Consider the following 23655-nt stretch of genomic DNA (forward strand, 5'->3'; position numbering starts at 1 on the left):
ATTTTTTTTGGCAGGCACGAGGAATGCCTTCCTTGATGAAAAGGATTAAAATTCATATTTTTGTTTGTTTGGGTTAATGCGTAAATGGACCTAAGAATTCGTTTTTATAGGGTTAACTCAGATATTTATCCATGGATGTGCTGGTAACACTTTCATGGTTTTTTTCTTTTAAACCTGTTTTCCTTAACGCTGCTGTTGTAGTTTTTTCTTCATGTTTGGTTTGATTTAGTTGATATTATTTGATAATTCGGGATGGTTAGTCCAAAAATGTTATGGTTTTACGGTTATGGTTTTGCCATTGATGTAGAATTTTATGTCGCCGGTTTCTTCTAGCATTTTAAGCACAACCGAAATCTGATCAAAACGTGACACCGAACCTGAAAACGCAGGGAGTTTATCAACACCTTTTTCTACAACAAATTCTACCTGGTACCATCTTGATAGCTTACGCAGGATACTTTCTAATCCTTCGGCTTTAAATCTAAACTCACCGTTTTTCCAATCAATTGCCGATGATGGATCGATTTGTTTTACATCAAAACGATTGCCTTTCAAGGTAATCTGTTCGCCCGGTACGATAATTTTTTCGGAAACGGAGTTGGAAACTTTTACTGAACCTTCTAATAAAGTAGTTCTTACTAGGGGTTCATTGCTATAACTATTTACATTAAAATGCGTTCCTAAAACTTCAACTTGTTGTGCATTGCTACTTACCAAAAATGGGTGAGTTTTATCTTTCGCAACTTCAAAATAAGCTTCTCCAGAAAGTTCAACTTTTCTTTTTGCATCGGCAAAGCGGTCTGGAAAAGTTAATTTTGTACCCGAATTCAACCAAACTTTTGTTCCATCGGGTAAGTTTATTTGATACTGTCCGCCAAACGGAGTTTCGATTGTATTAAAATTTATTTTACGTTTTGGTTCAGCATTTAAAACAGAAAATACCAACAATCCATCGGCTGCTTTCTTAATACTAATCCCGTTTAATTTTGCCAATTCGCCATTACCGCTATTGTTTAAATCTATTTTTTGCCCATTGCTTAAGGTTAAAATTGCTTTGTTTTTCCCGGGAGGAATATCATTTGCGTATCGTTCAGCTATCGATTGAGTTCTTAAAGAGAAGAAATAGATTGTTGTAAGCATTAAAACGGCGATTGTCGCAGCGGCAGAAAAATACCAAAGCCTTCTGAACTTAGGCTTATTTTTAGATATTGTATTATTCCGACCATCGTGCTGATGAATTTGAGTGCTTAAACGATTTCTGAGTTTCTGAGCAAATGCTAATTTTTCATCTTCAGTTGCTTCCCAGGTATGAGTTAGAAGTTGCTCTTCGATAAATGCATCTACCAAATGTTGTTCTTTCGGACTAACATTTTCATTGAGATATCTGGACAATAATTCTTTGGCTTGCTCCTTTTTCATAGGTAATCAACGTGTTGAAGGCGTTTTATACTATGATGTTCCAAAAAGATGTATTTGGTGGTAGATTTATTTTAAAATAATTTAACTTATTTTAAAAATTGCAGCAATAATGCATAAGTGACCACAGAAATTTTGCCTTTTAAAGATGTGCTGATAATTTTTAAAGCATTACTGATTTGTTTTTTTACTGTTCCTTCAGAAATTGAAAGTTTTTCTGAAATCTCACGGTAAGATAATTGCTCATCTCTACTTAATAAATAAATTGCCAGCATTTTTTTTGGAATTTTGGCTATCGCATTATCAATTTCTATTTGCAATTCTTTTAATGAGATGTTTTCTTCAATATCTTGCGAATTATCTGCTATAAACTCGGCAAGTTTTTCGACAAATTCTGTTGAATGAACATTTCTTTGAATGTATCTTAGCGATAAATTTTTAGCACTTTTAATTAAATAAGGCCCTAAACTTCCATTTATCGAAAGATGTTCTCGGCGATTCCATAACGAAATAAAAATTTCCTGAACAATATCAGCTGATTCTTCTTCAGATTTTGTCAATCCGATAGAATAAGAACTCAATCTTTCCCAGTAACGGTTAAAAATTTCAGAAAAAGCTGCTTCATCTCCTGTTTGAAGAAGCTGGAGCAATTCTTTATCCGATAAATGGGTTATAGAAACCATAATTTGTAAGCATACGAATATAATTACTAAATGGTAATATTGCCTATTGAAATTTAGTGCAGGAATTAGCATTTGCAAGTAATTTATTTCCTTCACCCACACATAAAAGCCATCAGTCTGTTATCTTTGATTAGGCTGAACATCTCAAACCAGGTTTTCAGGCAAAATAAATTCCCTATGAAAGAAATTGTTGATATTCTAAACGCCTATAAAAAAGCGATTTCGAGCGGTAAAAAATCTGCATTGGCAACTGTTGTAAACGTTGAAGGTTCATCTTACCGCAGACCAGGAGCAAGAATGTTGGTAACCGAAGACGGGATGTTAACCGGTGCAATAAGCGGTGGTTGCCTGGAAGGTGATGCACTTAGAAAAGCGCTATCTGCAATTCATCAGGGCGAAAATAAACTTGTTACCTACGATACAACCGATGAAGATGATGCAAAATTTGGTGTGCAATTGGGTTGTAATGGCATTGTACACATCCTGTTCGAACCCATTTTTGCCGATGATGCGCTTAATCCAATCGAGTTATTAAAATCGGCAAACTCCAATCGCGAAAACTGTGTTATTGCTACACTTTTTTCGATGAACGATAAACATCAGCCAGGTTCTGTAATGTTGTTCAGGGAAAAAAGTTTTATAGAAAAACTTGATGAAGAAATCGCTGGCGCTGTTAAAAATGATGCCTTTGATGTATTAAAACTTAAACTTTCACGAATTGAAACATATACCGTTAACGGAGTAGAATTTGATGCTTTATTAGAGTTTATTCCGCCGCCCATACAACTTGTTATTGCTGGTGCCGGCAACGATGCACAACCCTTAGCAGAAATGGCCAACATTTTGGGTTGGGAAGTTTTAGTTGTTGATGGAAGGCAAACGCATTGCACACCACAAAGGTTTCCAAATGCGAAAAACACTTTGATAGCAAAACCAAACCAAATATTAACGCAGGTGGCAATTGATGAGCAAACTGCTTTCGTGTTGATGACACACAATTACAACTACGATCTCGAATTGCTTGAGATTTTATTAAAAACAGAGGCAACTTACATCGGCACCTTAGGTCCGAAAAAGAAATTGGTTAGAATGTTGGATGAATTAAAACAAAACGAAAGTTTATCGAGGGTGTACGGACCAATTGGTTTAGATATCGGTGCAGAAACTCCGGAAGAAATTGCAGTTTCTATTGTTGCCGAAATTAAAACTGTTTTCACAGGTGCATCGGCAATGATGCTAAAAGAAAAGAAAAACCCTATTCATTTCTACGAAGTAAAAAACGATTAATGAATACCGCAATTATCATTTTAGCAGCCGGAAATTCGAGCAGATTGGGTAAACCAAAACAACTTTTAAAATACAAAGAGCAAACATTGTTGCAAATAGTTACAGACGCTGCCATGAATACTCAATTTCATCCTGTTATAGTCGTTCTCGGTGCTTACGCTAATGAGATTAAAGCATTGCACAATCATCCGAAGGTTGTTTATGTTATAAATGAACAATGGGAAAGTGGTATGTCATCAAGCATTGCCGTTGGGATAAATAAAGTTTTAAACGATTTCCCTGAGACAGAAAATGCAATTATAACCGTAGCCGACCAGGCGCATATAACTGCAAATGTATTTACAGCGCTATTAGAAAAGCACCAAACCGAAAATAAAAGTATTGTTACCTCTTCTTATTCGAAAACAACAGGTACACCAACGTTGTTCAATAAAAAGTACTTCGATAAATTGATTAATTTGCAAGGCTCGGTTGGAGCCAAAGAATTAATAAAACAAAATATTGTTGATACTGCTTCGGTTCCTTTTGAATTGGGCAGCATTGATATTGATACAGAAAGTGACTACAACAATTTAATAAATTATAAATGATAGCAGATTCGTTTGGAAGAGTGCATGATTATTTGCGCATATCGTTAACAGATAATTGCAATTTCCGCTGCTTTTATTGTATGCCAGAAGAAGATTATGATTTTACGCCTGCATCGCGATTAATGCAACCCAACGAAATTTTAGCAATTGCTAAAACATTTGTAGAGCAAGGAGTTAAAAAAATCAGACTTACAGGTGGCGAACCTTTGGTAAGAAAAGACGCTGCAGAAATTATTTTAGGTCTTGGAAAATTACCTGTAGAATTGGTAATTACGACCAATGGCACACGTATTTCAGAAATGCTACCGGTTTTGTTAGAAGCTGGAATTAAGACAGTTAATATCAGTTTAGATACGCTCCAACCCGAAAAGTTTTTTATGATAACCAGGCGGGATGTTTTCCACCAGGTGAGAAGTAATATCGAATTATTGCTTCAACATAAAATTACGGTAAAGGTTAATATGGTTGTGATGAAAGGTTTAAACGATGGCGAAATAAAAGACTTCATCAACTGGACAAAGCACAATCCTATTCAAATCAGGTTTATAGAATTTATGCCTTTTACAGGTAATAAATGGACAAGCAATAAAATGTTTTCGCTAGAGGAAATACTCAAAACCGTAGAACAGGATTTTATAGTTTTGCCGGTTAAATCTGCTCCAAATGATACGGCAAAAGGATTTATGATTCCCGGACATGAAGGTTCGTTTGCGATTATTAGCACCATGACAGCCCCATTTTGCAGCACTTGTAATAGAATGCGGTTAACTGCGGATGGCAAATTAAAAAACTGTTTATTCTCTGTTGGTGAAACTGATTTATTAACTGCATATCGTGCCGGAAACGAAATTTTACCTTTAATTAAAGCATCAATATGGGCAAAAGAAAAAGAACTTGGCGGTCAGTTAGGTAAACATTTCGAAAACCTTGATGCAGATACACTTACCAATAGAAGTATGATTACCATTGGCGGCTAAATTGATGATAACGGTACAAGAAGCAAAACAATTAATTGTTGAGCATACATTAAAATGTTCACCGATTATTCAGCACATTTCTGCGTCACATCAGCACGTTTTAGCTGCCGATGTTTATGCCATTTGCAATATTCCTGCTTTTAAACAATCCTCAATGGATGGTTATGCCATAAAATTTTCTGATAAAGATTTGCATCTTAATTTGGTTGGTGAAATGGCAGCCGGAACCTCGCAAAATCTTGCAATTACAACAGGACAAGCCAGTCGGACTTTTACGGGAGCACCTTTGCCACATGGAGCCGATACAGTGGTAATGCAAGAAAAAATATCCCTAGAAAATGGTAAACTCATCATTCAAGATAACAATCTTTCTTTGGGTTTAAATACAAGAAATGAAGGTTCGGAAATAGAAATTGGTGCGCTTGCCATGCAGAAGGGAAACTACCTAACTGCCGCAGCAATTGGTTTTTTAGCAGGTATAGGGATTACCGAAGTTTTAATTTATCCTTTACCAAAAGTTTCAATAATTCTTACCGGAAAGGAACTTACCAAACCTGGTTTCCCTTTATTGTTTGGCCAAGTTTATGAATCGAATTCCTACTCCCTAACCGCTGCTTTAAATCAATTTGGAATAACAAATGTATCGGTACTTGAAGCTGATGATGATTTAGAAATTTTAACTCGGGTTATTCAGAAAGCATTATCGCAAAGCGATATTATTATTTTAACCGGTGGTGTTAGTGTTGGCGATTATGATTTCGTTTTGGAGGCTTCCAAATTATGCAACATCGAACAGATTTTTCATAAAGTTAAGCAGAAACCCGGCAAACCATTGTTTTTCGGAAAGCTAAATCAGAAACTGATATTTGGTTTGCCTGGTAATCCATCATCCGTTTTAAGCTGCTTTTACAACTACGTTTTGCCGGCCATATCTTTGTTCTCGGGCAAGCAAAATCCAGTGAAAAAAATTAAGGCAGAATTGTTAAATGATTATAAAAAACCCATCGGATTAACACATTTTTTAAAAGGAAATTATAATGATGGAAAAGCAACTGCTCTTGGTGCTCAAGATTCGTATAGATTAAGTTCCTTTGCGCAAGCAAACTGCCTGATTATTTTAGATGAAGGAGAAGAACATTTTGCAAAGGGTGGTGTGGTTAACGTTTTATTAATACCAGAATAGCGTAGATAATGCAGGCAGAACTTTTACTATTTTTCGGACTTTTATTTATCGTTGCGTTCTTATATTCTTCTGTTGGGCATGGTGGCGCGAGTGGTTATCTGGCTTTAATGGCAATTTTTGCCATTTCGCCGTTAATTATGAAACCAACTGCACTCCTACTTAATCTGTTTGTTTCTTCAGTTTCGTTCATTCAGTTTTACCGTGGTGGCCACTTTAAATGGAAAATATTTTGGCCCTTTGCTTTAACTTCTGTACCACTTTCTTTTGTTGGCGGCACTATGGCAATAGATAGCAACATTTACAAAAAAATACTTGGCGCCTTGCTATTGATACCTGTAGCCCGTTTCTTCTTTTTTAAAAATACAGAATCTAAAGATTTTAAACCTGCAAATTTTGCACTATCACTAATTATCGGTGGTATTATCGGCTTACTTTCAGGCATGATTGGTATTGGTGGCGGCATCATTCTATCACCTATTCTGTTGCTCTTAAAATGGACAGACCAAAAGCAAACAGCAGCCATAAGTGCGGCATTTATTTTCGTAAATTCGGTAGCCGGGCTTGGCGGCCAGTTGGTTAAAGGCATCACTTTTAACACGGATATGATTGCATACGTTGTTGTTGCATTTGCGGGTGGCTTATGTGGCGCATACTTTGGAGCTTTAAAATTTCCACAAACAATTTTAAAAAATGTGTTAGCATGTGTTTTGGCACTTGCTGCTTATAAACTTCTTTTTACTTATGCTTAAAATGAAATATTTAACCATCATTATTTTACTTTTTGCTTCCAAATCATATGCACAAGAAAGCAAACAATTTACTATTGATGGTAAAATCAAAAATACTTTGAGTTTAGATTTAGGAGCGCTTAAGGATTTTAAATCTGTAAAGTTGGATAGCATGGTGGTTTTTAATCACTTAATGCAACGCAAAAGCGTTATACAAAACATTAACGGGGTTCTGTTAAAGGATGTCTTATCCAAGGTAGAAATACTATCCGAATCTCCTAAAAAGCTGAGTGAATATTATATTGTTTGTACTGCAACAGATGGCTATAAGGTTGTGTTTTCATGGAATGAAATTTTCAACACCGATTTAGGTAAACATATCTTTGTATTAACATCGTTCGATGTCAATCCTTCAAAAATTGAAAAAGGTAATATTGCCTCAATTTCACCTACAGATTATGCAACTGGAAGAAGATTTGTAAAAGGGTTAAACAAAATTTCTATACTTCAGGTAAATTAACAATATGGAAATCAATATTTTAAGCTTTGGCAAAATTGCCGAATTTATTACCATTAATCGTTTGGATACCGATGAGATTTTTGATACAGATGGTTTAAAACAGCAACTGGAAAAAACATATCCCCAGCTTAAAGAAATTAAATATAAATTAGCCTTAAACAAACAAATTGTACAAAAGAACATCGAACTTTTACCGGGTGATGTTGTTGCAATTATGCCACCGTTTTCTGGAGGATAAAATTTGATGAACGAGAGATACAGCAGACAAGTTATTTTAAATGGTTTCGGTTCAATGGGTCAGGATAAAATTGCTAATGCAAAGGTTTTAGTGATTGGTGTTGGCGGTTTGGGTTGCCCGGCGCTACAATATCTTGCGGCCGCTGGTGTTGGCACATTGGGTCTTATCGATGGTGATGTGGTATCATTAAGTAATCTACATCGGCAGTTATTATTTACAACAAATGATATCGGGAAATTAAAAATCGATGTTGCTACTGAAAATCTTACTGCATTAAATCCTGAGGTTTCACTTAAGCCTTATCCATTTTTTATCACTCAAATTAATATTCTAAACATTTTAAAAGAATACGATGTAATTATCGACGGTACAGATAATTTTGAAACCAGGTATCTAATAAATGATGCTTGTGTTTTGTTAAAAAAGCCCTTGATATTTGCTGCAGTTTCCGCTTATGAGGGTCAGCTGGCAATTTTTAACATATTTGATGAAAATGGAATTATTACAAACTATCGTGATATTTTTCCAATTCCACCGGCAAGTGGCGAAATTCCAAATTGTTCAGAAAATGGGGTGATTGGTGTTTTACCAGGCATAATTGGAACCATGCAAGCAGCCGAAGCCATAAAACTTTTAACAGGAATCGGTAAGCCGTTGATAAACAAGTTATTAAATTATAACTTATTACAGCAATCTTTCTATGAAATTGAACTTTCTCCTGGTTCGGTAAATAGCTATGAAATTCCGAAAGATGAAACCTCATTTTTAAATGCGAAATTTGGGTTTTCAAAAAATAAAGAAACTTACCGCGTGATAGAAATAGACATTGATGAACTTCAAAACATAAATAAAGAAAACGATACCATACTCATTGATGTTCGTGAGGTTTACGAAATACCGCAGTTAAATCAGGAAAACTATAAACAGTTTCCAATGTCGAATTTTGAAAAGCTGGTGAACGAAAATCTCGTACAAACCAATATTGTATTAATTTGCCAGCACGGCATAAGAAGTTTAGCAGCCGCAGAACAACTTCACGAGAAATACGGAACCGCTAAAAACATTTACAGCCTCAAAGGCGGAATTGCTCGTTGGAAGCACTTTTTTACATCCCAAAAATGACAGATAAAAAAATTAAAAATATTTTTGTTGAAGGTGCGATAAGTACCAGCTTTATTGCAGATAGCATTGCAAAACACAGTTCTAAAAAAGAAATTGGTGGCCATAGCATTTTCTTAGGTCAGGTAAGGGCCGATGATATTGACGGGAAAGTAGTATCAGCAATCGACTATACCGCATACCAAGAAACTGCATTAGCACAAATGCATGAAATTAGAGAAGCAATATTCAATAAATATCCTTTAACCTGCATGCATGTTTACCAATCTTTAGGCACTATAAAGGTGGGTGAAATTTGTCTTTTCGTATTTACTTCATCGGCACATAGAAAACCGGCAATTGCTGCTTGTGAGGAAATTGTAGAACGATTAAAAGCAGAACTTCCAATTTGGGGCAAAGAAATTTTTGAAGACGGAACACATCAATGGAAAGAAAATAAATAACATGGTTAACATCACTTATAAATCGAACACGCTCCGCATTGCCATTGCAACGGCCACCGTAAAAGTTTCAAAAAAAGAAACCATTGAAGCAGTAGAACAACGCAAAGTACCTAAAGGAGATGTGTTTGAATTTGCTCGTGCGGCAGGTTTATTGGGCGTTAAAAAAACAAGTGACGTTATACCTGATTGCCATCCATTACCTGTAGAATTTACAGCAATAACTTACGATATTAAAGACTTATCCATCATAATTTCTGTTGAGGTGCACACCATTTACAAAACTGGTGTAGAAGTTGAAGCCATGCATGGCGCCTCGGTTACGGCATTAACCATATACGATATGCTAAAACCAATAGATAAAGGTGTGGAAATCGAATCTATTAAATTGCTTAAGAAATCGGGAGGCAAAACAGACTTTAATAAATTAGATTATGTTGATTTAAAAGCAGCAGTAATTGTTTGCTCAGACACCATATCAGCCGGAAATGGAACCGATAAATCGGGTAAGGTAATTGTATCAAAACTCGATGCTTTTGGTATTAATACTGAAGTTCACGAAGTAATTGCTGATGATTTCGATATCATTCAGTCGAAAGTTAAAACGCTGGCACAAAAAGTTGATCTGCTAATTTTTACGGGCGGAACAGGATTATCTCCACGAGATGTTACCAGCGATGCTATTGCTCCATTGATAGAAAAACCGATAGATGGTATTATGGAAACCGCAAGGCGATACGGACAAGAACGGATGCCTTATGCCATGTTATCGAGAAGTGTTGGTGGATTAATTGGCAATACTTTGGTACTAACATTTCCAGGCTCCGTTAAAGGTGCACAAGAAAGTATGGATGCACTTTTCCCTCAGGTTTTACATGTTTTTAAAGTAATAAAAGGCGAAAGGCATTAAATTCTGTAATATTTCTGATTCCATAAAACCTTAGTTCGCCTTCGCTGTTCTTCCAAAGTATATCTGCTAATCAATTCTTTAGCAAATTACGATAACCATCAGAACAGAAGCATGAATCAGAATAAAACTCAACTCACAGAAGAGGAAATAAAACTTTTCGGCGACCTTATGCCCGAAGAATTAGCAGCAATTGTACATTCGGGACTAAATAGAAGGCATTTTATGAAATTGGTAGGCTTGGCTTCGGCAGGGTTACTGGCAAGTCACCTGATTGGTGCCGAGCAACTTTTCGCCCGAGCCATTGATATGGAAATTGAAGATTTACCTGAAGTTGCTATTGAAAATGGTGTAACCGTAAATTTCAAAGTAAATGCTAGCAGCAAGAAAGTTCTAATCGATTCAAGAAGCACACTACTTGATACTTTGAGAGAAAGATTAGGCCTAACTGGTTCTAAAAAAGGTTGTGACCACGGTCAGTGTGGTGCTTGTACCGTTATTGTTGACGGAAACCGCGTACTTTCCTGCCTTACACTTGCCGCAACATGCGAAGGAAAATCAGTAATAACTATTGAAGGCTTAGCCAAAGACAACGAGTTAAATCCAATGCAAGCTGCATTTTTAAAACATGATGGTTTTCAATGTGGTTTTTGCACTCCGGGGCAAATCTGTTCGGCGGTTGCCTTGATGAAAGAAGCAAAGGATGGTCAGGCAAGCTACATTACTCAAGATATTCGAGCAAATAAATCTTCCATTCTGCTTTCTGATGATGAAATAGCCGAAAGAATGTCTGGCAACATTTGCCGTTGTGGTGCATATCCAAATATTGTAGCTGCAATAAATGAAGCTCAAACTGGAAAAGATGTTGAACAAAACTGGCTTTTTGCAGGTTAAATTTAATCGATACTAAATTATGAGACCATTTAAATATACCAGCACGAACAGCACCTCTGACGCAACAAATCTTTTGGTAAAAAATCCAAACGCACATTTTTTAGCTGGCGGAACAAATCTAATTGATTTGATGAAGGAGGACGTTGAAAGACCTGATGAATTAATTGATTTAACCAGATTAGATTTGACATCAGTTTCAGCAATTACCACTGGATTAAACAATGGTGGTGTTACCATTGGAGCTGTTGGAAAAAATACAGATGCTGCAAATCATCAGCTTATCCGTCAAAATTTTCCATTATTAACTAAGGCAATTTTAGCCGGTGCTTCAGCCCAGATTAGAAACATGGCTACAAACGGAGGCAACTTGTTGCAAAGAACACGGTGCTCCTATTTTTATGATACGGCAATGCCATGTAACAAGCGTTCTCCAGGCACGGGTTGCGCAGCAAAAGAAGGCATTAACAGGATGCATGCGATATTTGGCTGGTCGGAAGATTGTGTAGCAGTTTATCCCTCAGATATGGCAATTGCACTATCTGCTTTGGATGCAAATGTAAAAGTTATGCAGGCTGATGGTAAAATACGAAGCATTCCGATACAAGATTTTCATAGGCTACCAGGAAATCATCCTGAAAAAGATAACAATCTTAATAGAGGAGATTTAATCACCTCTATTGAAATTCCGAAAAACAAATTTGCAGCACATTCGGCTTACGTAAAAGTTCGCGACCGTAATTCTTACGCTTTCGCTTTAGTATCTGTTGCAGCCGGTTTAGAGCTTGATGGCAATAAAATTGTTTCTGCACATATTTCTATGGGTGGTGTTGCACACAAACCATGGCGAGCTTTAAAGTCAGAGGCTTTTCTAAAAGGCAAAGCGGCAACAACAGCCAATTTTAAAGCTGCAGCAGAGGCAGAAATGGTTGATGCTAAGACCTTATCACACAATAAATTTAAGGTTGATTTGGGTAAGAACACAATAGTTAGCGCTTTAGAAATAGCGTTGAGAGGAACGGATAGTAAAGCATAGTTTACAATTTATCATCATGGAAGAAAAAAATAAATCGATTGGTAAAGCCGTTAACAGGATTGATGGAATTTTAAAAATAACAGGCAAGGCAACCTACGCTACGGATTACCCGGCTAAAAACATGGCTTTTGCGGTAATTTTTAAAAGTACGATAGCAGCTGGAACCATTACGAACATCGATACAACGTTGGCGGAGAAAGCTAAAGGTGTACTTACCGTTATCACTCACAAAAACGCTCCAAAACTTAACGAGAAAGGCGGGATACGTGGCGGAGCCTTGTTGCAAAGCCCCGAAATTCTTTTTTACGGTCAGAATATTGGTGTAGTAGTTGCCGAAACTTTTGAACAGGCAACGCATGCAGCTCATTTAATTAAGGTTGATTACCAAAAGAAAGAGGGTAAAACCGATTTTGAAAAATTAGCTCCGTCAGCAGCAACACCAAAAGGAAAAGAGCTTGCAGATTTAGTTCGTGGAGATGCAAAAGGCACATTAAATACTGCTGCAATAAAGGTTGAAGAGATATATGAAACACCAATTGAACACCATCACCCAATGGAGCCACATTCTACCATTGCAGTTTGGGAAGATGATAAAGTTATTTTATACAACGGCTCTCAAATCATCAATGGTGCTCAAACTGCTGCCGCCGAAACACTCAATTTAAAACCCGAACAAGTTAGAATTGTATCTCCATTTATTGGTGGAGGCTTCGGTTCAAAAGGTGGGCAATGGGCAAACTTAATTCTTACCGCTGTTGCTGCCAAAGCTATTAGCCGCCCTGTAAAATTGGCTCTGACACGCCAGCAAATGTTTAACTCGGTTGGTTTAAGGCAACAAAATATTCAAAAAATTAGTTTAGGTGCTACAAAAGAAGGCAAATTAATTAGCCTTGCACATGAAACTACCACACAAACTGCTATTGATAATGAATTTTTAGAACCTTGTGGAGATTGCTCTAAAATTATGTACGAGGTGCCGAATTCATTAATTTCTTATAAGGTGGCGCCTATGAATATTATTCTGCCAACTTATACTCGTGGACCAGGAAAATCGACAGGAAGTTTCGCTTTAGAATCAGCAATGGATGAGTTGGCTCATAAATTAAAGATGGATCCGATTGAATTGAGATTAAAAAACGAACCTCAAAAAGATCCATCCAACGGCAAACCATGGTCATCAAGAAAAACAGTTGAGTGTTTAAAAGAAGGCGCCAAAGCTTTTGGATGGGAAAAGAGAAAACCGACACCTGGAACCAACAAAATTGGCGATGATTTAATTGGTTATGGTGTTGCCTGCGGCACCTATCCTGCCCGACAAAGAGATAGTTCTGCCATTGTGAAATTAACAAAATCTGGAGCTAACGTTTTAGCAACTGTAGAAATTGCTGCATCCGATTTAGGGACAGGAACCAATACCATTTTGGCCCAAACTGCAGCCGATGGATTGGGAATTTCTTTAGAATACATTACGGTAAAACTCGGCGACTCTAACTTACCTCCTGCTGCAGGTTCTGTTGGTTCTGTAGGAGCGGCAAGTTTTGCAAATGCCGTAAACGATGCCTGTACAAAAATAACCGATGAACTTTTGGTTAAATCTGGAAAACAGTTTTTTGTTCGTCCTACAGCCTACCAATTAATGGTTTCGGAAAACATTAGCGAATTTCAAACCCGTGTTGATGCCAAAGCACCAAAGGAAGCAGACCAATATTCTGCACATAGTTTTAATGCAAACTTTGCCGAAGTAAGGGTAAATGCATTAACTGGAATGGTAAAAGTTACCAGATTTTTAGCTGTTACCGGTGCAGGTAAAATATTGAACCCAAAAACTGCCCGTTCTCAAATTATTGGCGGAAATATTTGGGGCATTGGTATGGCCTTAAGTGAAGAATCTGTTATCGACCCAAGATGGGGCAATTTCGCAACTCGCTCTTTTGGAGATTATCACGTGCCTTCAAATTTAGATGTCGGAAAACTCGATGCCATGTTTATTAATGAAGATGATAAAATCCCTAATAAAATGGGTGTAAAAGGTATCGGTGAAGTTGGCATTGTTGGTGTTGCTGCAGCCATTGCAAATGCAATATTTAACGCTACAGGAAAACGCATCCGTAAATTGCCAACTACACCAGATAAGTTGATTTAAACACTTTTGAATTGCATTAAACTCTTTGCTATCTTTAATGCATGGATAAATTACACCTTTCTGCCATTTACATTTACCCGATAAAATCATTAGGTGGAATAAAGTTAGAAGAGTCGATTATTGAGGAAAGAGGTCTTCGATATGATAGAAGATGGGTTTTAATTGATGGCGAAGGAATGTTCATTTCTCAAAGAAAATATCCGCAGCTATCTTTATTACAAGTAAATATTATGGATGATTCCTTAACGGTAACGCACAAGGAAAATTCACAGCATAAAATCTCATTTTTAATCGAACAACAAACCGGAGGCAATATCCCGGTTACCATTTGGGATGATTTAACCAATGGTGTTGAGGTAGCAGAAAACGTTAGCAACTGGTTTTCTGAGTACTTAAATATGCCAGTAAAGCTGGTGAAAATGTCTGATAAAGCTCATCGAGCTGTTGATAAGAAATATGCTTTAAAGAATGAAATTGTAAGTTTTGCTGATGGTTACCCATGCTTAATCATTGGTCAATCAGCGCTTGATAACTTAAATTCGAAACTTCAGATGCCAATTAAAATGGATAGGTTCCGACCAAATTTTGTAATTACAGGCGGCGAAGCTCATGTGGAAGACAGCTTTAAGGATTTCACCATTGGAGAAGTTTCATTTTCTGCGGTTAAACCTTGTGCCAGATGCGTTCTGATTACCGTCGACCAGCAAACCGCTATTAAAAGTGCAGAACCATTAAAAACACTTTCTACATATCGAAGCTGGAATCATAAAATTATGTTCGGACAAAATTTATTGCATCAAGGTTCAGGAATTATTCGAGTTGGAATGGAATTAGAAATTAAAACATTTAAAGAAAAAATCTGCTTGTAGAAGATTAATGGTTTTTGAAAAATAAACTGTTTTTTTTAAATCAATTTCTAATCTATTGTGTTTCAATTGATATGCAAACCAAAGAAATTCAGTTTAAATTAAAACCAATACTTGTTGAACAAGTCATTTTAGTTATTGAAAAACTGATTTGCAATTTCAAAAACGAGCAGGTTTCAATTGGTTTTCAAACTCCTGATACCATTTCATTACATTTTAAAGAAAATTTACCAATTTTAGTTATGGATAGAATTGTTAAAAATTTAATTGATGCCGATATTGATCTACCATTAAATTTACAATTAACCGTCTATCAGAACAATTGTCTTTCGCAGCAGTTTTATATTTAAAGAAATAGTAGAACTCCTATACTATATTTGCAAAATATGACCTATGCCAAAATCAATGAAAAGTTTGAGCAATTCCCAAAACTTGATACACTCATCTTTTCTTTTGGTATCCTAAAACTTTTAATTCATCTAATTGCCCTTAATGCTTACGGTTTACACGCAGATGAACTTTACTACATCGAATTAAGTAAAGATTTTGCCTGGGGTTTTTTAGATATATCGCCATTTGTAACTTGGATTGGTAAACTTTCATCCATATTATTCGGCTCATCTATTATGAGTTGGAGAATTTTTCCATGCTTATTTTCAGCTTTGACGGTTATGCTGACTGGGTACATTGCAAAATACCTTGGTGGTGGCAAGCTTGCCGTAATAATTGCATGCTCTGCAATAATTTGCTCACCATCATTTTTAGCCACATCATATTTACTGCAACCGGTAGTATTCGATGAGTTTTTCTGGACTTTATTAGCCTTTGCCGTAATTGCCTTTCAAAAAACGAAGAAAGAATCATTCCTTTATCTCGCATCTGCCGCTTTTGCATTTGGAATGCTGAATAAATACACCATTTTAATTTATGTGGTTTCATTGGGTTTTGCTTCACTCCTATTAAATCCAACATCTTTTTTTCCAGCATTCAAAAAATTTTTAAAGCCCGGTTTACTCTTTTTGTTAATTGTAGCTCCAAACATCATCTGGCAATGGCTGCATGGCTTCCCTATTTTCCACTATTCTACTATTGTTGGTAAGGGCTCGTTTTCGTTTGAGCCCGGCGATTACCTTTTTCAACTATTTTTCTTTCATGGGGCAAGTGTTGCTGTTTGGTCTGCTGGTTTTGTATTCCTGCTATTCTATCAAAAAAAAAGAGACCCTTTATTGATATGGCCAATTTCATTCCTAGTCGTTATTGTGGTTCTTGCTGTGTTAAAAGGCAAACTATATTATGGTCTTGGCATTTTCCCTTTATTTTTTGCGGCCGGAGGATATTGTTGGGCAATTTTGATAGGAAAATTTAAGTTAAATAGGCAAATAGCATTTGTAGCCACACTTTACCTTTTTGCATTATTTAGCTTGCCTGTAGTCATTCCGGTTTTATCAATTGCAAAGTGTAAAAGATATCTATCAGATGTAGTTTCATTAACAGGCTTTTCGCGACCATTGGTATGGGAAGATGGAACTCAAGGCTCTATTCCACAATTTTTCGCAGATATGTGTGGCTGGGAAATGCTGGCAAAAAAAGTAAATCTTGCGGCTGACATTAAACATGCTGAAAACACCATCGTTTTGACAGATAATTATGCAATTGCAGGAGGATTAAAATATTATGGCGGCAGTAAAATGCCAAAAGTAATTTCGGTTAATAATAGTTTCCTGCTCAATTCGCCTGAAAAACTAAAATCAGAAAGTATTATTTATTTATCTAAAGAGCAACCAAATCAAGTGATTAATTTAGCAAAGCATGTTCAACTCATGGAAATATTGAAGATAGAAAACTCACACTTAAATGGAATTAAGATTTATAAACTCTCTGGCTTAACTGATGTAATTAAGCGAAAGTATATACAGGATAGGTATAGTTTTTATCCAAATTTAGAAAACGTAAACCAACAAGAAATTTATAATAAAAGCACTAAACCTAATGGAAACTCTTTATTATGGAAAATTTTTAATTAACTGGTTTAGTTACATATAGATGAGAATGGTACAAGTTTGGAAATAACAGAGGTCATCTCCAAACTTGCAATTACTAACTGATTTTAGCCTTCGTTGATATGGCGATGCACATATTCTTCAACATTTAATAAGTCGTTGTCAACTTGTTCTTTTGCAGTCATAGAATCGTAATGCGTAGAATCTTCGTCAAACTTACTAAACAATGAAAGTTTAATTAATTCTTCGCCAGTAGCAGATTCTTCAGTATTGGCTTGCCCGATTACAGTAAATATTCCTGAAATACCATCATGTACAAAACTGTATTTCACCTGCAATTCGTTCACATCATCGGTAGGAATTTCAGAAATTTCTGTATATTCTCTATCCATAACTGTTTCTAATCCTTGTTTTATTAAAGCAATAGCTTTTTGTTTTTTCTCGTCGTTCATATTCTACGTCTAAGGTATTTTATTCTCCTAATTAACAGAAAAGGACATGCGTATGTTTTGAATCACACATATAAATATTTAAGGTCTTGTAATATAAATTCTCCGAAACTATAGTTGTTGAATTTTGTTGTTTCCAAAAAACAGATTAAGAATTGATGCAACTCGACATATCTAAAAGAAAAATTGGTTTAAATTTCGATGAATATGGTAGTGCAGAAATTTGGTTGTGGGCGCCAAATTTAATTGATGTTTCTATCGTGATAGAAGAATTGAATATCATTATTAAGCTGGAAAAACAAGATAAAGGCTATTGGTATTTAAAAACTGATAAAATAAAATCCTTGAACAGATATTGTTTTGAAATCACAAGGTTTTCTGCAGCTGAAAATCTATCAAACCAAAACATAAAAACGCTTCGAGCAGATCCGGCAGCTCTGTTTTTAGATAAAGAAAATTCAATCGCATTTGATACAAGTTCTTATCAATGGACCGACCAAAACTGGAAAGGAATTAAGCTTAAAGACTATCTTATTTATGAATTGCATACTGGTACATTTACACCAGAAGGAACTTTCGAATCTATCATTTCAAAATTAAATTATCTGGTAGATTTGGGCATCACCGCAATAGAAATTATGCCGATAAGCCAATTTTCTGGCGATAGAAATTGGGGTTATGATGGTGTTTTCCCTTTTGCAGTGCAAAACAGTTATGGTGGCCCGCAACAATTACAACGATTGGTAAATGCTTGTCATGATAAAGGTTTAGCCGTAATTTTAGATGTGGTGTACAATCACCTTGGTCCGGAAGGAAATTATTTTAGCGAATTTGCGCCTTACTTTACCGAAAAACACCACACACCTTGGGGAAGTGCTATAAATTTCGATGATTTTGGCAGTGAGGGTGTAAGAAACTACTACATTGAAAATGCGTTAATGTGGTTCCGCGATTTTCATATTGATGCACTGAGATTAGATGCTGTTCATGCAATCAAAGATTCAAGCGCAGAACATATTTTGGCCGAAATCAAACATCGCACCACTCAGCTAACTGAAATAACCGGACGTACTTATTATTTAATCGCAGAGTCTGATTTAAACGATAATCGATATATAAATCCTCTTGAGCATGGTGGCTATGGTATGGATGCCCAATGGATTGATGAATTTCATCATGCTTTGTGGGTTGCTGCCGGACAAGAAAAAAATGGTTATTATGCAGATTTTGACGGAATAACACACCTCGCCAAATCGTTTAATGATGCGTATGTGTATGATGGTCAATTCTCTAAACACCGCAACAAAAATTTTGGCAAACCGGCTAATAATCCAGGCGAACAATTCGTGGTTTTTTCTCAAAATCACGACCAGATTGGCAATCGTATGCTAGGTGAAAGAAGCAGCACTTTGGTGAGCTTCGAAATGTTAAAACTAATGGCTGCCACCGTTTTTGTTTCTCCATTTTTGCCCTTAATTTTTATGGGCGAAGAATGGGCTGAAACCAACCCTTTCCAATTTTTTATCAGCCATAACGAAAAAGAATTGGTTGATGCTGTGCGAAAAGGTAGAAAAGAAGAGTTTATTGCCTTTCATAGTGAGGGCGAAATACCCGACCCACAATTAGAATTGGCTTTTACGGCTTCAAAACTCGATTGGGAAAAACCTGCAATGGGCAATTATAAATTAATGCTCAATTACTACAAAAACCTGATTGCATTAAGAAAAAATAACGCTGCATTAAATACATTAGATAGAAAAGGCACTAAGGCGAAAGCCTATGAAGCCAAGAACACAATTGTATTAACTCGCAAAAGTACCAACCAAAAAATAATCTGTCTGCTTAATTTTTCAATTGATATTCAAAATATAGAAATAGAAAATTTATCAGATAAATGGGAACTTTTACTTGATTCATCAGATAAAAAGTATGTTGGACCTAACTTAAACAACACAAATTTTACGCACAACGGCATGGTAGATATTAATCCAGAATCCGTTTTAATTTTTTCACTTACCGATGAATAATCCATCTTCTACATATCGAATTCAATTTCACAAAGATTTTAATTTTAATGATTTTGAAAGAATTATCCCTTACTTGATAGATTTAGGGATTGACACCATTTATGCATCACCAATTTTTGAGGCAATTCCTGGGAGCACACATGGCTACGATGTAGTAAATCCACATAAACTAAATGCAGAAATTGGCACAGAAAAACAGCTTCTGGCTATTTCTAAAAAATTAAAAAAAGCAGGTATAAAATGGTTGCAGGATATTGTGCCAAACCACACGGCATTTCATCCTAAAAACCAAATGCTTATGGATGTTTTAGAAAATGGTTCCAAATCAAAATATGCTAACTTTTTCGATATCGATTTTGAAAAAAGCGATGGAAGATTGATGGTTCCTTTTTTGGGGGAAGATTCACAGCAAGCAATCAAAAATGGAAATGTTATTCTAAAAAAAATTAAAGGCAAATTTTTCTTAAGCGCAGGCGATTCAGATTGGCCGGTAAATCAAGAAACAGCAAATATTCTTCAAAAAGAAAACCTTAAAAAACGCAATAGCCAAACAGATTTCATACAGCAAATTGCCGATGCACAACATTACCGTTTATGCAACTGGCAAGAAACCAATAGCAATATCAATTACCGTCGGTTTTTTACGGTAAATGCGCTTATTTGTGTTAATATTCAACACGAAGAAGTTTTTAATGATTACCACAATTATATTTTCGAACTTTTTAATAAGGGCGTATTTCAAGGTTTTAGAATTGACCATATAGATGGACTTTACGACCCAAAATTATACCTGGAAATGTTAAGGAAAAAAGTTGGTGATGAGACATATCTGGTTGTAGAAAAAATTCTGGAACATGGCGAAGAAATGCCATCAGACTGGAAAATGGAAGGAAATACAGGTTACGATTTCCTGGCGATTTCAAATAACCTATTTACCAATACCGAAGCTGAAAATTCATTTAATAAACTTTATCAAAACGTTATCGGTAAAAAGCTAAACCCAGAAGAGCTTATTTATCAGAAGAAAAGCAACATTTTGTGGAAACACATGGCAGGCGAATTGGATAATCTATTTGAATTGTTTAATTCCTCAAATCTTTCACCAGAAAATGCAATTAGCAATAGGGATTTAAAAGAAGGAATAGCAGAGTTCTTGATTCAAATGCCTGTTTATAGATATTATCACTACGAATTTCCTCAGAAAGCGACTCATGTAGAAAAACTGCAAAGCATCATTCAAAAGATGATGGATAAAGAGGCTACAAAAGAGGTTGGTGAATTATTTTATAAGCTATTTATTCAAGAGCCACTTAAAAATACTGCTGAAGAAAATCAGAAACTGAGTCAATTTTACCAGCGCTGTATGCAGTTTACTGGTCCGCTGATGGCCAAAGGCGTTGAAGATACATTGATGTTTACCTACAACCGTTTTGTAGGGCATTCGGAAGTTGGCGATGCACCACATGCGTTTGGGCTTTCTATCAGTCAATTTCATGAAACCATGATTGACAGACAGAAAAACTGGCCTTTAAGTATGAATGGAAGTTCGACGCATGATACAAAAAAAGGAGAAGATTTTAGGGCAAGGTTAAACGTACTGACAGATGTTCCGCAGCAATGGAAAGAACTAATTAAGAAGCTTCAGGTTTCTGCAACCGAAATTCAAAACAGTTATCCAAAATTAAAAAAACTTCATAAAAACGACATTTACCTAATCTTTCAAACCGTTATCGGATCATTACCTTTTCCAGGTGAAGACAGCGATGATATTGGTATTCGCTTAGAACAATTCATAGAAAAAGCACTTAGAGAGGCAAAAAAACGTTCGAACTGGGAAAATCCAGATGAAAAATATGAGCAAAATTTGAAAGAATTTACTCAGAAACTTTTAGATAAAGAGCATCCAGCCTTAAAGTTGATAAATGATTTCATCAGTTCCATTTCAGAATTTACAATAATCAATAGTTTGGCTCAAGTAACTTTAAAATTTATGAGTCCTGGTGTTCCTGATGTGTATCAAGGAACTGAGCTTTGGGATTTAAGCCTGGTTGATCCAGATAACAGACGACCTGTTGATTATAATTTACGAAAGGAATTACTAAGTAGCATCAATGAAAATGCTTCATTAAAAAATATTTGGGAAGAAAGGTTATCAGGAAAAATAAAACTTTGGCTAACCCAAATTTTAGCTAAGTGCAGGAAGTCAGAAAAAGAAATTTTTGATTCTGGCACATACATTCCAATTTCAGTTACAGGTAAATATGCCGAACACATTTTGGCATTTGCCCGCCAGCTTAACGAAAAATGGATAATTACGGTAATACCTGTGGGTTTAGCAAAAGTAGCTGAAGAACAAAATTTGCCTGTTAATAAACTCAATTGGGATAATACGCAGATTATACTTCCACAAGAGGCGCCGCTAGAATGGTTAAATTTGTTGCATCAAAAAGAAGGGCATAAAGATATTTTAAATAACGGCATATTAATCAATCAGCTGTTTGTTGAGTTGCCAATTGCGATTATAAAATCTATACCGAAAAAGAAGAGTCGTTCTGCAGGTATTTTAATGCACATTTCATCTCTACCTTCAAAATTCGGTATTGGTGACATGGGTGCGGGCGCTTACAATTTTATTGACTTCCTACACAAATCAAGACAAAAATATTGGCAAATATTACCTTTAAATCCAACCAAGGCAGAAAATGGATATTCTCCGTATTCCAGCAATTCATCAACAGCGGGTAACATTTTGTTAATCAGTCCGGAAGAATTGCTAAACGAAGGCTTAATTACAGCAGCAGAGTTAAGTGCTGCAAAAATACCAATATCAAACAAAATAGATTTTGAAAAAGTAGAAACGCTAAAATTTAAGCTACTTAAAACGGCATATTCAAACTACTGTGAAAGCAGACCGAAAAGCCTTGAGAAAGCCTTTATCACTTTTTGCAAAACCGAAAGCGATTGGCTGGATAGCTTTGCTATTTATACTGCTATAAAAGCTCATCACCAAAATTTGGAATGGTACAATTGGCCTAAACCATACAAATTCCGCGATGCTGAAACCCTTCTGGATTTTGAAAAAACGTATAAAAGCGAAATAGAAGAAATAAAATGGCAACAATTTATTTTCTTTCGCCAATGGAAAAAGCTAAAAACTCTAGCCAATAAGAATGATATTCAAATCATTGGAGATTTACCTTTTTATCTGGATTATGATTCGGTAGAAGTTTGGTCGACACCTGAAAATTTTATTTTAGATGAGCAGTTAAACAAAGTTTTAGTTGCGGGTGTACCACCAGATTATTTTAATGAATTGGGCCAGCTTTGGGGTATGCCAATATTTAATTGGCCGTACATGAAGGGCAATAAGTATTCCTGGTGGCTAAATCGATTACAAAAAAACATGGAATTGTTCGATTTGTTGAGGTTAGATCACTTCAGAGCGTTTGCATCTTACTGGCAAGTTCCGGCAGAAAATACAGATGCAATTCATGGCAGTTGGGAAGACGGTCCAGGTGCCGAATTTTTTGAAATCATGAAATCGCATTTTGGCAAATTACCTTTCATTGCTGAAGATTTAGGAGAAACATCTGAAGCAGCGGAAGACATTATTAAAAAATTCGAGTTACCAGGAATGAAGGTACTTCAGTTTGCCTTTGGCGAACATATCGGAGATTCAATCCACGCCACACATAATTTTGACACACCGGATTGCACAGTGTATTCGGGAACGCACGATAACAATACAATTAAAGGTTGGTTTAAAAATGAAACCGATTCTGCTTTGCACAAACGCCTATTTGCATATACAGGAATACATGTAAATGAGAAGAATATAAATGAGATTATAATACGTTTATGCTATTCATCCATTGCAAAATTGGCAATTTTACCTATTCAAGATGTTTTAGGACTAGATAGCGAAGCACGAATAAATATGCCCGGAACAAATAATAATATAAACTGGAGATGGGTTGTTTCTGCTGAAGCTTTGAATAAAAAAGTTGCAGATAAGATTAAATTTATGGTAGAACTTTATGGCAGGGTTTAAGTTATATAGCTAACGTTTAAGTGTGCTTAATAAAAGCACTTATCACTAATAAATCAATGCCGGCTAAACCTCACCCTGTCAATGTCAGTAGTTTTTTGTTTTGT

At 35.9% G+C, this 23655-nt stretch carries 21 protein-coding genes; 18 read left to right on the forward strand and 3 right to left on the reverse strand.

Features of this window, described 5'->3' with window-relative positions:
* Positions 1–270: 270 nt before the first annotated feature.
* On the reverse strand, positions 271–1419 hold the full coding sequence (locus D7004_RS03140; RefSeq protein ID WP_123204419.1) for a FecR family protein: 1149 nt from the start codon (positions 1417–1419) through the stop codon (positions 271–273).
* 86 nt (positions 1420–1505) lie between these two features.
* Positions 1506–2099, reverse strand: a complete 594-nt coding sequence (locus tag D7004_RS03145) for an RNA polymerase sigma factor (protein ID WP_167459386.1) — start codon at positions 2097–2099, stop codon at positions 1506–1508.
* A gap of 177 nt (positions 2100–2276) precedes the next feature.
* Here D7004_RS03145 and D7004_RS03150 point away from each other — a divergent pair, with 177 nt between their 5' ends.
* The 16 genes from D7004_RS03150 (at position 2277) to D7004_RS03225 (ending at position 17048) form a co-directional block, all read left to right on the forward strand.
* Positions 2277–3386, forward strand: a complete 1110-nt coding sequence (locus tag D7004_RS03150; protein WP_123204421.1) for an XdhC family protein — start codon at positions 2277–2279, stop codon at positions 3384–3386.
* Positions 3386–3976, forward strand: a complete 591-nt coding sequence (locus D7004_RS03155) for a nucleotidyltransferase family protein (protein ID WP_123204422.1) — start codon at positions 3386–3388, stop codon at positions 3974–3976. Before D7004_RS03150 ends, D7004_RS03155 begins: the two co-directional genes overlap by 1 nt.
* Positions 3973–4953, forward strand: coding sequence for a GTP 3',8-cyclase MoaA (gene moaA, locus D7004_RS03160; protein ID WP_123204423.1), 981 nt, complete (start codon positions 3973–3975; stop codon positions 4951–4953). The genes D7004_RS03155 and moaA overlap by 4 nt, the downstream gene beginning before the upstream one ends.
* A 4-nt stretch (positions 4954–4957) precedes the next feature.
* Entirely contained in the window at positions 4958–6136 is a 1179-nt protein-coding gene (locus D7004_RS03165; RefSeq protein ID WP_123204424.1) for a molybdopterin molybdotransferase MoeA, read from the forward strand.
* Positions 6137–6144: 8 nt separating this feature from the next.
* On the forward strand, positions 6145–6885 hold the full coding sequence (locus tag D7004_RS03170) for a sulfite exporter TauE/SafE family protein (protein ID WP_123204425.1): 741 nt from the start codon (positions 6145–6147) through the stop codon (positions 6883–6885).
* 1 nt (position 6886) lies between these two features.
* Positions 6887–7384 carry a molybdopterin-binding protein gene (locus D7004_RS03175; RefSeq protein ID WP_123204580.1) on the forward strand — a complete coding sequence of 166 codons (498 nt, stop codon included), beginning with the start codon at positions 6887–6889 and terminating at the stop codon, positions 7382–7384.
* A gap of 4 nt (positions 7385–7388) precedes the next feature.
* Positions 7389–7622: a MoaD/ThiS family protein gene (locus D7004_RS03180; RefSeq protein ID WP_123204426.1), complete on the forward strand. Its 234-nt coding sequence runs from the start codon at positions 7389–7391 to the stop codon at positions 7620–7622.
* 6 nt (positions 7623–7628) lie between these two features.
* Positions 7629–8744: a HesA/MoeB/ThiF family protein gene (locus D7004_RS03185; RefSeq protein ID WP_244214230.1), complete on the forward strand. Its 1116-nt coding sequence runs from the start codon at positions 7629–7631 to the stop codon at positions 8742–8744.
* Positions 8741–9184: a molybdenum cofactor biosynthesis protein MoaE gene (locus D7004_RS03190; protein WP_123204428.1), complete on the forward strand. Its 444-nt coding sequence runs from the start codon at positions 8741–8743 to the stop codon at positions 9182–9184. The genes D7004_RS03185 and D7004_RS03190 overlap by 4 nt, the downstream gene beginning before the upstream one ends.
* A 1-nt stretch (position 9185) precedes the next feature.
* Positions 9186–10091 carry a bifunctional molybdenum cofactor biosynthesis protein MoaC/MoaB gene (moaCB, locus tag D7004_RS03195; protein ID WP_123204429.1) on the forward strand — a complete coding sequence of 302 codons (906 nt, stop codon included), beginning with the start codon at positions 9186–9188 and terminating at the stop codon, positions 10089–10091.
* A 111-nt stretch (positions 10092–10202) separates the two neighbouring features.
* Positions 10203–10982, forward strand: coding sequence for a 2Fe-2S iron-sulfur cluster-binding protein (locus D7004_RS03200; protein WP_123204430.1), 780 nt, complete (start codon positions 10203–10205; stop codon positions 10980–10982).
* Positions 10983–11001: 19 nt separating this feature from the next.
* A complete protein-coding gene (locus D7004_RS03205; protein WP_123204431.1) occupies positions 11002–12015 on the forward strand; it encodes an FAD binding domain-containing protein in 1014 nt (337 codons plus the stop codon).
* A 16-nt stretch (positions 12016–12031) separates the two neighbouring features.
* Positions 12032–14158, forward strand: a complete 2127-nt coding sequence (locus tag D7004_RS03210) for a xanthine dehydrogenase family protein molybdopterin-binding subunit (RefSeq protein ID WP_123204432.1) — start codon at positions 12032–12034, stop codon at positions 14156–14158.
* 41 nt (positions 14159–14199) lie between these two features.
* Positions 14200–15027 carry an MOSC domain-containing protein gene (locus tag D7004_RS03215; RefSeq protein ID WP_123204433.1) on the forward strand — a complete coding sequence of 276 codons (828 nt, stop codon included), beginning with the start codon at positions 14200–14202 and terminating at the stop codon, positions 15025–15027.
* A gap of 71 nt (positions 15028–15098) precedes the next feature.
* Positions 15099–15374 (forward strand): hypothetical protein, encoded by a 276-nt coding sequence (locus D7004_RS03220; RefSeq protein ID WP_123204434.1) that lies wholly within the window; start codon positions 15099–15101, stop codon positions 15372–15374.
* 36 nt (positions 15375–15410) lie between these two features.
* Positions 15411–17048 carry an ArnT family glycosyltransferase gene (locus tag D7004_RS03225; RefSeq protein ID WP_123204435.1) on the forward strand — a complete coding sequence of 546 codons (1638 nt, stop codon included), beginning with the start codon at positions 15411–15413 and terminating at the stop codon, positions 17046–17048.
* A gap of 83 nt (positions 17049–17131) precedes the next feature.
* Here D7004_RS03225 and D7004_RS03230 read toward each other — a convergent pair whose 3' ends face one another.
* On the reverse strand, positions 17132–17476 hold the full coding sequence (locus tag D7004_RS03230) for a hypothetical protein (protein ID WP_123204436.1): 345 nt from the start codon (positions 17474–17476) through the stop codon (positions 17132–17134).
* A 155-nt stretch (positions 17477–17631) separates the two neighbouring features.
* Here D7004_RS03230 and treZ point away from each other — a divergent pair, with 155 nt between their 5' ends.
* Both treZ and treY read left to right on the forward strand, forming a co-directional pair.
* Complete coding sequence (gene treZ, locus D7004_RS03235) at positions 17632–19500, forward strand: malto-oligosyltrehalose trehalohydrolase (RefSeq protein ID WP_123204437.1); 1869 nt, start codon at positions 17632–17634, stop codon at positions 19498–19500.
* A complete protein-coding gene (gene treY / locus D7004_RS03240) occupies positions 19493–23551 on the forward strand; it encodes a malto-oligosyltrehalose synthase (RefSeq protein ID WP_123204438.1) in 4059 nt (1352 codons plus the stop codon). Before treZ ends, treY begins: the two co-directional genes overlap by 8 nt.
* The last annotated feature ends 104 nt before the right edge of the window (positions 23552–23655 follow it).

The organism is Pedobacter jejuensis (genome assembly GCF_003725795.1).
GTDB lineage: Bacteria > Bacteroidota > Bacteroidia > Sphingobacteriales > Sphingobacteriaceae > Pedobacter > Pedobacter jejuensis.